This window comes from Nocardiopsis sp. NPDC006139, from assembly GCF_040614155.1.
Taxonomy (GTDB): domain Bacteria; phylum Actinomycetota; class Actinomycetes; order Streptosporangiales; family Streptosporangiaceae; genus Nocardiopsis; species Nocardiopsis changdeensis.
The window spans coordinates 83,166-97,732 of record NZ_JBEXTT010000015.1; the positions used below are offsets into that span (position 1 = coordinate 83,166).

The following is a 14,567-nucleotide window of genomic DNA, read 5'->3' on the forward strand; positions in this document are numbered from 1 at the left end:
CTCCCCGGGGGCCGTCACGCCGTCGGTCCCCGGGGAGGGCGCGGGCTACGGACGCAGCACGACCGGGAACTCCTTGAGGCTGTTGACCGACAGGGCCGAGGCCACCACCAGCTCCTCGTCCGGGACCGCGAGCCTCAGGTCGGGGAAGCGCTCGAACAGCATCGGCAGGATGATCCCCGCCTCCAGCCGCGACAGCGGCGCACCCGGGCAGATGTGCGGGCCGTACCCGAAGGAGATGTGCCGCCCCTTACTGCGGTCGGGGTCGAACACCTCCGGGTCGTCGCCGAACTCGGCGCGGTCGCGCGAGGCCGCCCCGTAGTGGGTGAGCAGCGCCTCGCCCTTCTTGATGGTCTGTCCCTCGATCTCGATGTCCTCGGTGGCGAACCGGAACATCATGAGGTTGTTGGGCGGGTCGTAGCGCAGGGTCTCCTCCACGACCGCGTCCCAGGTGACCTCGCCCTTGCGCAGCCGCTCCAGCTGCTCCGGGTACCTGAGCAGCGCCCGCACCACGTTGGTGAGCAGGTTGACCGTGGTCTCGTGCCCGGCGGCGACCACCGTCAGCAGGGTGAGGGTGATCTCCATGTCGGTGAGGCCCTCGCCGTCCTCGCTCGCGCGGATGAGGTCGGCGGTGAAGTCGTCGTGCTCGTCCAGGGTGGCCCGCTTGCGGGCGACCAGCTCCCCGAAGTACTGGAACAGCGTGTGGTAGATCCGGAGGTGCTCGCCCTCCTCCGTGGTGCCGGAGAACAGCTTGGCGTACATCTCGCCGAGGTTCTCGTACTCGGCCTCGGACACCCCGTACAGCTCGCCGATGACGGCCATCGGCACCCGGAACGTGAACTCCGACTTCAGGTCCAGGGTCTGGGACGCCCGGGGCTCCAGCGCGTCCAGCGCCCGGGCGGTGATCCGCTCGATGCGCGGGCGCAGCCGCTCGACCCGGCGCGCCGAGAACGGGCTGGCGGTGAGCTGGCGCAGGCGCCGGTGGGGGGCGCCGTCCAGGGCCAGCATGTTGGTGTTGTCGGTGGGGATGGTGCCCAGCAGCGGCCAGCCCTCGGGGACGCGGCCCTCCTGGTAGTCGGCCCAGTGGTCGACGCTCTTGACGAACCGGGGGTCGTTCAGCGTCGCCTTGCTGACCTCGTGGTGGGTGGTGGCCCAGGCGCGCACGCCGCCGGGCAGCTCCACCCGGGTCAGCGGGCCCTCCTGGTACAGGCGCTCGCGGTCGGCCTGGACGTCCTCGGGGACGGCGTGGATGAGGGGGACGCCGTCGGCCGCGTGGAAGGGGCAGGACATCAATGGACTCCTTGCGGGGTTGCGGGAGTGAAGGAGACCGGGAGCGCGGTGACGCCCCGGATCCAGGGGGACGGCCGCCAGCGGACCTCGTCTGCGGGGACGGAGAGCTCGATGTCGGGCAGCCGGTCGAGGAGGACCTCGATCGCGGTGACCGCCATCGTCTCGGCGAGGCCCTGGGCGGCGTGCGGGCAGCTGTGCTCTCCGTGGGAGAACGACAGGTGGGCGTGGTTGGCCCCGTGGCCGGGGCCGGCGGCGCCGGTCCGCAGGGCGGGGTCCTGGTTGGCGGCGGCGTAGCCGAGCAGCAGCAGGTCGCCCTTGCGGATGATGCGGCCGCCCAGCTCGACGTCGTGGGCGGCGAACCGGCCGGCGTTCATCTGGGAGGGCGAGTCCTCCCACAGCACCTCGACGAGGGCCTCGCGGGCGCTGCTGCGGGCGCCGAAGAGGGAGGTCCCGAACCGGTCGTCGGTGAGCATCAGCCGCAGCGCGTTGCCGATCCACTCGCCGGTGGTCTGGTGGCCGCCGGCCAGGACCGCGAGCAGGTCGGCGTTGAGGTCGTCGTCGGTGTAGTCCGCGGCGTGGGCGATCATCCGGGACACGATGTCGGGGCCTGGCACGGCCCGGCGGGAGGCGATCAGCTCCGCGAAGGCCCCGACCATGCGCTGGTGGGCGGCGATGGCGTCGGGGCCGGCGTTGAACAGCACGTTCATGTCGGAGGTGATGGCGTCGCCGGTGGCGTCGTCCAGGCCGTACATGCGGCACAGCACCAGGGCGGGGACGCGTTCGGCGTAGCCGGCGCGCAGGTCGGCCTCACCCGAGCCGCAGAACGCGTCGATCAGCCGGTCGGCGATCCGCGAGACGAGGATGCGCAGCTCGTGCGGGTCGGCGCCGTTGATGGCGTCGTTGATGGCGCGGGTGCGCCGCCGGTGCTCCTCGCCCTCCGCGCACAGCACGTTGGGCAGCGGGGCGAGCATCGGCAGCAGCGGCCAGTTCTCGGGCACCCGGTCCCAGGCGTTCCAGCGGCTGGGGTGGCGGGCGAAGGTGTCGGAGTCGCCGAGCACCCCGTGCAGTTCGCGGTAGCCGATGACCAGCCAGGCCGGGACGTCGCCGTCCATGAGGACGGGCACCACGGGGCCGTGTTCGGCGCGCATCTTCCGGTAGAAGCCGCGGGGGTCGGTGTTGAATTCGGGGTCGTAGAGCCGGACCGGGGTCGTCGTGTCCACCGGGCACCTCGTGTGTCGGTTGTGGATGGCGGCATGGGGCGGGCCGCCCCGGCCGGAGCGGCCCGGTGGCCGGGTCAGGGACCCGGCGGGACGGGGGGTCGCGCAGGCCGGGGGCGGCGGGCGGTGCTCACCGGGGGGCCTGGGCGATGAGGGTGCGGATGTGCTCGACCAGGGCGATGAGGACGTGCTTGGCCGAGCCGCGGTCGCGGGCGTCGCAGCGCAGCAGGGGCACCTGCGGGTCCAGGTCCAGGGCGGCGCGGATCTCCTCCAGGCTGTGGGTGCCCTCGCCGAAGTCGTTGTGGGCGACGACGAACGGGGTGCCCTGGGCCTCCAGCCGGTCGATGGCGAAGAAGGAGTCGTCCAGGCGGCGGGTGTCGACCAGGACGACCGCTCCCAGGGCGCCGCTGAACAGGCGGTCCCACAGGAACCAGAAGCGCTGCTGGCCGGGGGCCCCGAACAGGTACAGCACCGAGGTGGCGTCCAGGGTGATGCGGCCGAAGTCGAAGGCGACGGTGGTGGTGCGCTTGTCCTCCACGCCGTTCAGGTCGTCGATGCCGGTCCCGGCCCGGGTCATCGTCTCCTCGGTGTTGAGGGGGCGGATCTCGCTGACCGAGCGCACCAGGGTGGTCTTGCCGACGCCGAAGCCGCCGACGACGGCGATCTTCAGGGCCTGGTCCACGGTCGGGGGCAGGGACCGGGGCGGGTCGGCGGTGGGGGTTTCAGAGGTTGTGGAGTGCAACGAGGACCTTCTCCAACACGTCCGGGGAGGCGAGGGGGTGGGCGGGAGAGGGGGCGGGCCGGGGGTGGCGCGCGGTGATCCGGCCGCCGTCCAAAAGGTCGGTGAGCAGGATGCGGGTGACCGCCAGGGGCAGGCCCAGGTGGGCGGAGACCTCCACCACCGCCATGGGCCCGCGGCACATCCGCAGGATGGCCGCGTGTTCGGACTGCATGTCGGGGGTGGGCTCGCTCTCGGCGACGACGAGCGTCACCGCGTCCAGTGCTTCGTCGGCCCCGTCGCTGCGCCCGGAGGTGATGACGTAGAGGCGGTCGGGGCTCTCGTCGCGGTGCGAGCGGCTCATGCGGTTCCGGTGGCGGCCCGGGGCGGCGTGGACAGGTGCTCGCCCAGCTGTTCGACCAGTTCGTTCATGTTGTGGCCGACCAGGCCCGGGTCGGCCTCGGGCGAGGTGATCACCGCCAGGTGGGCCCCGGCGCCGGCCTCGACGATGAAGAGCAGGCCGCCGTAGAACTCGGCCATGGCCTGGCGGACGCCCCCGGCGCCGTCGCCGAACTCGACGGAGGCGCTGTGGGCCAGGCTCTGCACCCCGGCGGCGATCGCGGCGAGGTGGTCGGCGCTGTCCTTGCCCAGGCCCGGGGTGTGGCACAGCTTGAGGCCGTCGCGGGAGAGCACGAGGGCGTGCCGGGCTCCGGGGGTGCGCTCCAGGAGGCCTTCGAGGAGCCAGGTCGAATGTTCGAGGTCCATCATGCGTCCTTCGGTGTTCCGTTCTGGTCCTGGCCGCTCACCGCCGCGCGGAACGCCCCGAAGCCACGTGGCGACGTGGCCGGGCCGGCGTCCTTTGCGGGTCGGGAGTCGGCGGTCTGCTGCTGCACGGCCGCGAGGGTCTTGCCGCGGCGGCGCTGGGGCAGCCCGCCGGTCTCGGCGGCGGTGTCCCGCGGCGGGGCCGACGCGGGCGCGGCCGCCTCGGGGGCGGCCGCCGGGGAGGCGGCCACGGCGGCCGGCTCCGGCCGCGCGGCGGGAGCGGGCGCCGCGGGCAGGGGCTTGACGAGCTTGTTCGGGAGCAGCAGGACCACGGCGGTCCCGCCGCGGGAGGAGGACCGGAAGGACACCGTCAGGTCGTAGCGGCGGGCGATGCGGCCGACGACGGACAGGCCGAGGCGGCTCCCGGAGATGGTGGTGATGTCCGCGTCGCCGGCGACGGACTCGCGGGCGCGGCGCAGCGCCTCCTCCCCCATGACCAGGCCGCTGTCCTCGACCATGACGGCGATGCCGGCCTGGACCTCCTCCACGTGGACGTGGACCTCGGAGGTGGGCGGGGAGAACTTGGCGGCGTTGTCGAGGAGCTCGGCCACGGCGTGGATGACGCCCTCGGCGGCGAATCCGGCGATGGCCTGGCGCGGGACGTTGTGCAGGCGCACCCGGCGGTAGGCGCCGATGCGGGCCATGGCGCCGCGCAGGATGCTCTCGATCCCGATGGCGCGGCTCCACCGGCGCCCGGAGCGGGCCCCGGTGAGGACGGCGATGCTGTCGGCGATACGGCCGGCCTGGGCGGTGCTGTGGTCCAGGTGCATGAGGTCGCCGAGGATGCCGGAGTCGGTGTCGCCGTCCCCGTAGCGCTCCTGCATGCGGCGCAGGTCGGCGAGCATGGCGGTGGTGAGGGCCTGCATGCGTCCTGCGGCGGTGGCGCAGGCGGCCATGGCGGCGGAGCGGCGGCGCTCGGAGACGGCGATCTCGGCGGCGATCGAGCGCACGACGGCCGCGCGGGCGGCGTCGGGCGGCAGCGGGATGCGGTGCAGGGCGGTCTCCGCGGAGTCGCCCTCGCGCAGCCGCTCGACCAGGCGCGGCAGGTGGTCGCGGGCCAGGAGCTCGGTGCTGGTGCGCAGCTCGTCGAGTTCGGCGCGCAGGGCCCGCACGGTGCGCTCGCGCCGTTCCACGACCAGCGCCAGGACCGTGAGCAGGACGAGGCCGGTGATCGCGGTGCCCAGCGGCCAGGGCTGGCGGGCGGCGGGGAAGGCCAGGAGCGCGCCGCCCCACAGGAGCAGCGGCACCGCCGGGAGGTACGCCCAGCGGAAGGCGGGGCGCGGCTGGGAGACCGCGCCCCGGGGGGTGGTGGTTGTCATGGCTCACGTCCGGCGGCGGCATGTCCCCTGGTCGCACCGGCTTCGGCCGGGCTGGGGACCGGGGGGTGGGATCGGGGTGCGCAGTGGATACGAGAAGGGGATGTTTTTCCACAACACGCACTTTTCAGCGCACAGCGAGTCAACATATCACCAGATTCACACAAACGGTATTGCCGCACAGTGAACACACGAGAAAGGGACCGCCCGGAACCGGATCCCACCGGGCTCCGCCCGAGCCATTCCCGGCCCGGGGGAAGGGGTCGCGAGGGGTGGGGGAAACCCCTGTGAGAGCACGGGAGGAAAACCACCGGCACCCGAAGCGAACAGCGGAAATGGTGTTTCCCGCAGGACTTATGGGGAGAGTGCGACTGCGGGAGAGGGGATCTGTACAGGCACGGGAACTCGGTTCCGCGGAAGCCCCCAACGTCGCGAGTCCGTGCAAGGATGGTGCTCCCTCGCCCTCCCCGGTCCCGGGCGACGCGGTAGGCCCGGGGCGGGTCGGACGGGCCACGTCCTCCTCCCCCCGGAGCCGGTATGCCCCATTCCCCGAACACCAGCCCGCACGACGCACCGAACCCCGACGAGCCCGCCCCGGACGACCTGTCGGCCCGGCTGGAACACCTGACCGCGATCTTCGCCGAGGCGTCCGCCGCGGCCGAGGAGGTGCTGGCCGCCCTGCGCGCGGGCCGCCGCCCTCAGGACCGGCACCTGGAGCCGCTGCACCGCACGGCGCTGGAGTTCGACGAGGTCGTGCGCGCCGTGACCGCCCTGGGCCCCGCCGACTCCGCGCCCGTGGAGGACCTCGGCGGGATCGCCTCGGCGCTGGAGCGGTTCACGGCCGAACGGGCCGAGCGGGAGGCCCTGTGCGCCCGTTTCACCCGCACCGCGCTTCCCGGGCACCTCGAGGAAATCGTGGAGCCCGTCCGCACCGCGGCACGCGAGGGTGAGCAGACCGAACACCTGGCCGAGCTGGCCGCGTTGGCCGACGCCCTGGCCCGGGACCGCTTCCACCCCGCCAACGCGGAACTCTTCACCCGGACGATCGCCAGTCTGCCCGAGCCGTGGCACGGGACCGCCGTGGCGATCTTCCAGGGCGAGCCGGTCGTGGCTACCCCCGGCACACCCGACCCCCCTCCCCCTGCGGCGGCCCCCTCGGAGCTGGACCTGCTGGACGAGCGCATCGCCCGCGACACCGCGGAGCAGGAGGGCCCCGTCGACCTCGCACCGGAGGCCACCGGGGTCGACGGCGCTGAGCAGCCCTCCCCGCCGGACCAGCCCCTCCCTCAGGAGCCGCGGGAACAGCCCGACGGGCGCGCGGAGCCGCAGGCCGTCCCCCGCGCCCGGCCGGAGGTCCCCGAGCCGACCGGAAAGGACCGGGCCGCGGCGGCGGGCGCCCCCGAGCCGGCGGCGGAAGCTTCCATCGCCCCCGCCGGGGAACCCGAGCGCACCGCACCCGCCGCCCACCGTCCGCCCCTGTCCCCCGACCTCGTCGAACTGGACCGCACAGCCGTCGGCCAGGGGCGGGTGGCCCTGAGCGGCTGGCTGTACGCGGCCGCGGGGCTGCCGGAGGTGGCCGAGGGACGGTTCCTGGCGGCCCTGGCGGGCGAGGTGACCGTGCCCGACGGCGAGCAGTCCCTGAAGTTCGTGGAGCGGGCCTCCCGGCTGATCGGCCACCTGCCCGATGCCCGGGGGGAGCGGATCCTGCTGTGGGCCGCCGCCCTGCGCGCCGGACTGGTCAGCCCCTCCCTGGACGCCTACCACCTCATGGAGCGCTGCTCGCTCGCCCTCAACGGGCGCCCCGCGCTCACCGCCGTGCACGAGGCGTTCGGCGACGCCGCCCAGCGGGGTGTGCGCCTCAACGCGGCCGAGAGCAGCGCCCACCTGCACGACATCGGGGTCCTGCGCCGACGCCGTGAGGCCGCGGTGGCCCGGGCCCGCGACGACAGCGAGCACTCCGCCCGCCGCAAGCTCAACTACCAGAGCGCAAGCCGGGTGTGGCAGCGGATGGTGTCGCCCGACGGGGACCTGCGCCTGCTCATCGACATCCCCGCCTCGGACGACGCCTCCCGCGTCGAGGAGCTGCACGCCTTCGACCAGGCGATCGACGCCGCCCAGCTGATCGACGAGATCCACGGCCGCAGCCGCAAGCACACGCGTTCTTCCCGCAAGCACATCGAGGCCAAGGCGCGCCACTCCCTGCTGCGCTACATCGGTGAGCTGCGCGGCAACGCGCACACCTGGATTGACACCGTCCGGCGCCTCGCCGAGCTGGAGCTGGCCGAGACGGACGGCTCGTGGGAGCTGACCGGGCTCAACCGGCTCAGCTCGGTCGCCGAGAAGCACCTGCCGACCGCCCTGGCCGAGCTGGAGCCGTCCGAGCACGAGGCGGCCGCCCCCGCACTGTCCGCCGCGCGCGAGCTGCTGTCGGAGGTCGGCGACCTGCTGACGGGCTCCGCCTCGCCCTCCGCCGCCCCCGCAGACGGGCTGCTCCTGGTCCGCGACCTGCTGCGCATCCCGGAATGCCGCATCACCTCCGAGAGCGAATGCTCTCCGCAGCCCGCGGTGGACGACATCCGCAGGGTGCTCACCGGGGGCGAGGACTGGCCCGCGGCCTTCGCGTCCCGGGTGGAGCGGGGCGACCTGGTCGGCGCCGCCCTGGTGGCCAAGACGGTCCGCCCCGGCGACCCGGCCCTGGCTGACCGCATGGACACCGAGATCGAGACGCGGACCGCACAGGAGCGCACGCGGCTGGTGGAGGACGTGCGCTCCTTCCAGCGGTCTGTGAGCCTGCACCGGCTGTACGGCTCGCTCTCCGAGGACGAGGCAAACAGCCTGTACGAGCGGGCCGAGCAGACGGCCGCCTCATTCGAGCGGCGCGACTTCGATGTACTGCACGACCGCATCGCCGCCCTGGAGGAGCAGTCCGCCGAGCTGCGCAAGCGACGCGTGGACGAGCGGCGGGCCGAGGTCGGCAGGCTGGCCCGGGAGCACGACGCGGTCGCCCTGCACGAGCAGCGGCTGTACGAGTACCTGGACCACGGGCGCATCACCACCTCCGACGAGATCATCGCCCACCTGGTGCGGGGCCAGGCCATCCCCGAGGAGAACCCCGAGCCGGACCACTTCACGCTCTTCTTCCCGCGCTACCCGCAGGTGATGGAGAGCGCCGAGCGCAACCACCGGCTCCCGGAGCTGCACGTCCAGCTGCGGTCCCTGATCGAGAAGAAGGACCTCTCGTCCGTGCACCCCGACTTCCGGGAACTGGTCGAGAGCGGGCTGGTGGACCGGCCCGCCGGGGAGAAGCCGGGGCGCTCCAGCGCCTACCAGGGCATCCGGCAGTGGAACACCCTCGCCCAGGGGCCGCGCAGCGGCGGCAACCGGATCTCCGCCCTGAGCCGGATCCTGGAACTGCTCGGAATCGCGGGCGACCTGGAGGACGTCGGCGAGGGGGTCGACCGTCGCGGCCGGAACCAGTTCGTGGGGATGGACCTGCGGAACGTGGCGCTGTCCGGCGAGGCCCTGCTGCCCGACTTCGGCTCCCGGATGAGCCCGGGCGGCGCGCGGCTGCGCGTTCAGCTGATGTGGGGACGCCCCTCACCCCTGGAGCTCACCGAGTGGTCCCGGTCGGACGCCTCCGACGACCGCACCGTGCTGGTGCTGTACTTCGGCCTGCTCACCGCCAAGCAGCGACTGGAACTACTGGAGCTGGCCCGGACCCGCGGCGGCCCGGTGATCTCCGTGGTCGACACCGCCGTGCTCGCCTACCTGGCGGTGCTGGCCGCCCCGGACTGGGCGACCACCGTGCGCCTGACCGCGCCCTTCACCGTCTCGCACCCGTTCCAGGCCGAGCAGATGATCCCCGAGGAGATGTTCTACGGGCGCAGGGAGGCCCTGGAGGCGGTACGCGCCCCCTCCGGCGCGCACTTCGTCTACGGCGGCCGCCAGCTCGGCAAGTCGGTGCTGCTCAAGGAGGCGGAACGGCTGCTGCGCAAGGACAGCAGCGGGACCACGGTGATCATGCGTGACATCCGGTCGGTGTCGCAGGCCAGCGAGGTGTGGCGCATCCTCGGCACCGCCCTGGAGGAGGAGGGGATCCGGCAGCGGGGGACGCTGAACCCGGCGACCCGGGAATCGGTGTGCGCCGCGGTGCGCGAGTGGTCCCGGCGCAACCCCGACCGTCGGCTGATGCTCTTCCTGGACGAGGCCGACTCCTTCCTGACCATCGACGCCGACGAGCACGGCTTCGAGAACATGGTCGCCTTCCGGGAGCTGATGAATGCCACCGACAACCGGTTCAAGGTGGTGTTCGCCGGTCTGCACAACACCTCGCGCTTCCGGTCGCTGCCCAACCAGCCCTTCGCGAACCTGGGCGAGCCGGTGAGCATCGGCCCGCTGGCCTCGCCCGACGCCTTCGACCTGCTGGTGCGCCCGCTTCGCACGCTGGGCCTGCACCTGCCCGACGAGCTCGCGGTCAGCATCATCGCGCTGGCCAACAACGCCCCGGCGCTGGTGCAGTACTTCGGGCAGGAGCTGCTGCGGCGACTGCGCTCCGCACCGCGCACCGAGCTGCCCTACACCATCACCGCCGAGGACGTGGACGCGGTGCAGACCGGCCAGAACATGGTGACGGCGTTCCGCAACCGGTTCGACTGGACCCTGAACCTGGACCACCGCTACAAGGTCATCGCTTACGTGGTCGCCCTGCACACCATCAACGACCGCGAGACGGTGCTCTCGGAGAAGTTCCTCCTCCAGGAGTGCCAGGTGTGGTGGCCCGACGAGTTCGAGGAGTGCCCCTGGGACGAGTTCACCTCCCTGGTGGAGGAGTGCGTGGACCTGGGGGTGCTGACCCGGCAGGAGCGGGAGCACGACGTCGACGGGTACCGGCTGCGCACCCCGCACATCCTCACCCTGCTGGGTGGGTCGCAACGGGTGGAGCAGGAGCTGCTCCAGGCGCAGGAGACCTACGACAAGCCCGGTGTCTTCGACGCCGCCTCCTATCGCCGCCCGCGGGAGGGACGGTCGGTGCTGTCCCCGCTCACCGCGGGGCAGGTCTCCCTGCTCAGCCGGAGCGACCGGCGGGTGCGGCTGGTGGTCGGCTCGCAGGGGACCCTTGTCGACCAGGTCCCGGCGGCGCTCCACCAGGTCAAGGACGAGTGGGGGGCGACCGTCTGGGAGGTGGGCGGCAACCGGCAGCCGATCCAGGGGGCCTTCTCCCGGTTCACCGAGTCCGGGCGGCACCTCGTGCTCGTGCACCTGCCGCAGACGGCGAAGTCGGCCCTGCGCGAGCTGGCCGAGGCGGACTCCCTGCTCCAGGAGAGCCCGTCCCCGGCCAGTGTCATCGCCCTGGCCAGGCCCGAGCTCGCCGAGGTGATCTCCGGGGCCATGGACCACCCGTTCCCCGATCTGGACCACCCGGTGCTGGAACGGTGCGAGGTTGTGGAACTGCGCCGCTTCGGCACCTCGGGGCTGCGCCAGTGGCGGCTGCTCGACCACTTCTCGGGGCTGATCGACGAGGCGGTGCAGACCCGCCTGCTCCAGGTCACCGGCGGGTGGCCCGCCCTGGTCAACCGGGTGATCGAGGAGGTCGCCGAGAAGGGGCGCAACCCCGAACAGGTACTGGACGAACTGGAGCGGTGGCTGACCGCCCCCGGCAACGCCGCCGAGTTCGTGCGTACCACCGGGGTGCTGCAGTCCCCGGTGCTGGAGCGGACGTGGCAGCTGATCAGCGCCTACGAGACTCCGGAGAGGACCGACCAGCTCGCGCAGCTGATCGACATGGGGGCCGAGGAGGATCCCGGGTTGAAGGCCCGGCTGGGGGCCTCGCCGACCACCCGGTTCGGCCTGGTGGAGGTCCTGCGCGCACTGGGCGCCCTGGTCCCCGAGCTCCAGCCCGCCCAGGACGGAAGGCGGCACGTGCACCTGCACCCCGAACCGGTGCTCACCCGGGCGTTCCGGCTCTCCCGCGAGGGAGGGGACCGATGAGCGCGCCCGGCACTCTGGAGCTGGCGGCCCGCGCCGTCATGGACAGGCCCGGGTTCGGCGGCCCCGAGTCCTCACCGGACAAGCTGGCCGCCGCCCGGGCCGACTGGCTGCTCGACCTGCTCACCGAGTTCCCGTCCCTGGGGGCGCTGGTGCGATCGCACTTCCCACGGGAGCACGCCCTGGCCTGCGAACAGCCGGCGCGGGACCCGCGGGAGGCGTTCGCTGTCCTGCTGTCGCACCCCGACCCGCGGGTGCGCGCCTGCGCCGCCGCCGTGCGCGGCGCCTCCCCGGCCGCGGAGGCGCCGCACCCCGTGGCCGAGGAGACCCCGCCCGGCGCCGGGAAGAAGGTGCAGTCCTTGGAGCGGCGGCTGGCTGAGGCCCTTGAACGCCGAAGACGGGCGGAGGGAAAGCTGCGGCACCTGCGCCAGGAGCGTGACGCCGCGCAGGCCGAGGTGCGCCGCGGGGAGTCCTGGCGGGAGGAGGCCGCCGAGGAGGCGTCCCGGCTGCGGGAGGAGATCGCCGCGCTGCGCGCCGAGCGGCGCGACCCGCGCGTGCTGGGGCGCAGGCTGCTGTCCCTGTGGGACGCGTCCGTGTCCCGGGACTCCCGGGATCCCCGCAGCCGCGAGGAGGAGCGGGGGCTGTCGGCGGTGCGGGAAGCGGCGGTCGCCTCCGGCGTCGAGGTCCCCCTGTTCGTCCGGGTGCTGCGGGCGCTGGCCGACCCCGGGTCGCTGGTACGGGCCCCTGCCCCCCGGGCCGCCGCTTCGGAGGTGCGCGACCGGTCGCCCAGGGTCGTGCAGTTGGGCGGCGGCACCGAGATCGGCGGGTCGTGCGTCCTGGTGGAGGCAGGGGCGACCCGACTGCTGGTGGACGCGGGCCGCCGCCCGGGCGACTCCCCGGCGCCGCCGGGCCTGGCCGACCTGGCCCCCGGCCCGTTGGACGCGGTGATCGTCACCCACGCCCACAACGACCACGCCGGATACGTGCCCGCGCTGCTGGCCGAACGCGGCCCGTGCCCGGTGGTCTGCACCCCGGAGACGGCCGAGCTGCTGCCGGTGATGTGGGAGGACACCGCCAAGGTGACGAGGATGCACGGCCCGGCCCCGGGCGGGTTCGGCCCCGAGGACGTGCGGCGCGCCGTGAGGGCGCTGACCCCCGTGGCGACGGGCGTCGAGCACGGGATCGGGGACCTGGTCGTGGAGCTCTTCCCGTCCGGTCACATCGTCGGCGCGGCCGGGGCCGTGGTGCGGGCCGGTGAGCACCGGACCGTGGTGAGCGGGGACATCGCCGACTTCCCCCAGGAGAGCGTGGGCGCCTGCGAACTGCCCGAGAGCGCGCAGGGGGCCGACCTGCTGGTGCTGGAGTCCACCTGCTGCGACCGCTCGGCGGACCGGCGGTCCGCGACGGTGGAACGCATGTTGGCCACGGTGGCCGAGGTGTGCCGGGTGGGCGGCCGGGTGCTGGTCCCCGCGATGGCGTTGGGGCGCGCCCAGGAGGTGGCGCTCATCGTCAAGCGCGGGCTGCCCGACGTACCGGTGCTGGTGGACGGGATGGCCCGGACCGTGGCCGAGCGGATCGAGCAGGCCACCCTCGGGTACGAGGAGCCGGTGCGGGTCCTGGGCGACGGCGTGCGCGCCGTCGGCTGGTCGGAGCGGGGCTCCCTGGTGGAGTCGTTCCGCGGCGGGGTGGTGATCAGCCCGGCCGGGAACCTGAGCGCCGGCCCGGTGGTCGAGTGGGCCCGTTCGGTCCTGCCGGACCCGCGCGACGCGATCCTGGTCGCCGGACGCCAGGACGAGGACGCCGCGGGCGGTCGGCTGCTGGACACGGTGCACGGCGGTGACCACGCGTTCGTGCTGCGCGGGCGGTCGGGTCCCGAGGAACTGACCGTGCGCGCCCGGGTGGTGGACACCCGTCTGTCGGCGCACGCCGACCGCGAGGGGCTGCTGCGGATCGTGGACCGGCTGCGGCCGGGCCGGGTGCGGCTGGTGCACGGAGTGGAGTCGCGACAGCGCGGGTTCGGTCGGCTGCTGAAGGAGCGCGGCCACGCGTGGGAGGTAGGTGCGCACGGGGTCTGAGGCCGGGGCCGACCGGCGGCGGCCCCGCCCGGCGGCCCCGACCGGTGGGGCCGGTCGGGGCCGGCGGGCGGGGGTCAGGGCGCGGGACGGTCGGTGAGGCCGCACTTGTCGAGGGCCCTGCGGAAGGCGTAGGCGGGCGAGGCCGACACGTGCGCCCACAGGGAGCCCGGGGGGATCACGCGCCCGGCGTGGGCCAGGGCGCGGGCGGCGCGTTCGAGGTCTCCCCCGTAGTACAGGGCGGCGCCGAACAGGTGGGCGACGTTCGCGTGCTCGGGGTCGGAGGCGACGTCCCCGGCCAGCCACCGGTCGGCGGCCCCGGCCAGCTCGCCGTGGACGCCCGGGTCGGAGAGGTAGCCCCCGACGAACTCCTTGGCGTCGGCGACGGTGGCGATCTCGGCCTCGTCCCGGACGGTGAGCATGATGAGCTCCCTGTGGGCGGCGGGCAGCAGCCCCAGGCAGGCGTCGCCGGGCCCGGCCAGGGCGGCGGTCTCCCGGGCGAAGGAGAACATCTCCTCGTGGGAGCCGCTCCACTTGCGGCACAGGACCTGGAGCCGGGAGTAGCGGCCGCGGTGGTGCCAGGAGTCCCGGGCGCACAGCTCCAGCCATATCCGGTCGAGGTCCTCGCGGCGGACGCCCATGCCCAGGCAGTACCACTGGAGGTTGTTCCAGGGGCGGGGGTCCTCGGGGGCGAGTTCCGCGGCGCGCATCAGGGCACCGGCCGCCGGTTCCAAGAATGCGAGGAAGGCGCGCGCCCGGTCCGCGCCCACCGAGGCGGCCCAGCCCCCGCCGCGGATCTCCCAGGCCGCCTTCATGCGGGTGGACCCGCCGAGCAGGAGCAGGAGGGGGTCGTCGTCGCCGTAGCGTTCCTCCAATACGGACAGGTGCGGGGTGCACTCGTCCGAGAGCACGTGCAGGCGCAGATCGGCCCGCTGGGGGTCGTCGACGGTCAACAGCTCGCGGGCCGTCGCGATGTCGCCGGCGCGGACGGCGGGCAGCGCCGCCGCGAGATCGGGGTCGCGCCAGATGTCGCCGAAGGTGATGCCCGCCTTCCTGACCTGGCGTTCCGTGATCTTGTCAATGCTCTTCTCGAGGAGCTTCAGGAGAACCACGGAGAACTTATATCGGATATACAGGCAATTTCTTCTTG

General features: G+C 73.7%; 9 protein-coding genes. 2 read left to right on the forward strand and 7 right to left on the reverse strand.

The window, feature by feature from the left end; genetic code table 11:
- Positions 1 to 45: 45 nt before the first annotated feature.
- From ABZ249_RS20370 to ABZ249_RS20395, 6 genes are all read right to left on the reverse strand, one after another.
- Positions 46 to 1,287 carry a cytochrome P450 gene (locus ABZ249_RS20370; protein ID WP_355265165.1) on the reverse strand — a complete coding sequence of 414 codons (1,242 nt, stop codon included), beginning with the start codon at positions 1,285 to 1,287 and terminating at the stop codon, positions 46 to 48.
- Positions 1,287 to 2,507, reverse strand: coding sequence for a cytochrome P450 (locus ABZ249_RS20375; protein WP_355265168.1), 1,221 nt, complete (start codon positions 2,505 to 2,507; stop codon positions 1,287 to 1,289). The genes ABZ249_RS20370 and ABZ249_RS20375 overlap by 1 nt, the downstream gene beginning before the upstream one ends.
- 127 nt (positions 2,508 to 2,634) lie before the next feature.
- On the reverse strand, positions 2,635 to 3,246 hold the full coding sequence (locus ABZ249_RS20380; RefSeq protein WP_355265171.1) for an ATP/GTP-binding protein: 612 nt from the start codon (positions 3,244 to 3,246) through the stop codon (positions 2,635 to 2,637).
- Positions 3,227 to 3,586 carry a DUF742 domain-containing protein gene (locus ABZ249_RS20385; RefSeq protein WP_220560349.1) on the reverse strand — a complete coding sequence of 120 codons (360 nt, stop codon included), beginning with the start codon at positions 3,584 to 3,586 and terminating at the stop codon, positions 3,227 to 3,229. The genes ABZ249_RS20380 and ABZ249_RS20385 overlap by 20 nt, the downstream gene beginning before the upstream one ends.
- Complete coding sequence (locus tag ABZ249_RS20390; RefSeq protein WP_220560348.1) at positions 3,583 to 3,987, reverse strand: roadblock/LC7 domain-containing protein; 405 nt, start codon at positions 3,985 to 3,987, stop codon at positions 3,583 to 3,585. The genes ABZ249_RS20385 and ABZ249_RS20390 overlap by 4 nt, the downstream gene beginning before the upstream one ends.
- A complete protein-coding gene (locus ABZ249_RS20395) occupies positions 3,987 to 5,363 on the reverse strand; it encodes an ATP-binding protein (protein WP_355265175.1) in 1,377 nt (458 codons plus the stop codon). The genes ABZ249_RS20390 and ABZ249_RS20395 overlap by 1 nt, the downstream gene beginning before the upstream one ends.
- A 534-nt stretch (positions 5,364 to 5,897) precedes the next feature.
- On the opposite strand from ABZ249_RS20395, the gene ABZ249_RS20400 reads away from it, so the two are divergent.
- Both ABZ249_RS20400 and ABZ249_RS20405 read left to right on the forward strand, forming a co-directional pair.
- The gene (locus tag ABZ249_RS20400; RefSeq protein WP_355265178.1) at positions 5,898 to 11,348 is read left to right on the forward strand and encodes a hypothetical protein; all 5,451 of its coding nucleotides are present in this window, start codon (positions 5,898 to 5,900) and stop codon (positions 11,346 to 11,348) included.
- On the forward strand, positions 11,345 to 13,420 hold the full coding sequence (locus tag ABZ249_RS20405; RefSeq protein WP_355265181.1) for an MBL fold metallo-hydrolase: 2,076 nt from the start codon (positions 11,345 to 11,347) through the stop codon (positions 13,418 to 13,420). Before ABZ249_RS20400 ends, ABZ249_RS20405 begins: the two co-directional genes overlap by 4 nt.
- 74 nt (positions 13,421 to 13,494) lie before the next feature.
- Here the strand turns inward: ABZ249_RS20405 and ABZ249_RS20410 are convergent, their stop codons facing one another.
- Positions 13,495 to 14,529 carry a hypothetical protein gene (locus ABZ249_RS20410; RefSeq protein WP_355265183.1) on the reverse strand — a complete coding sequence of 345 codons (1,035 nt, stop codon included), beginning with the start codon at positions 14,527 to 14,529 and terminating at the stop codon, positions 13,495 to 13,497.
- Between the last annotated feature and the right edge of the window lie 38 nt (positions 14,530 to 14,567).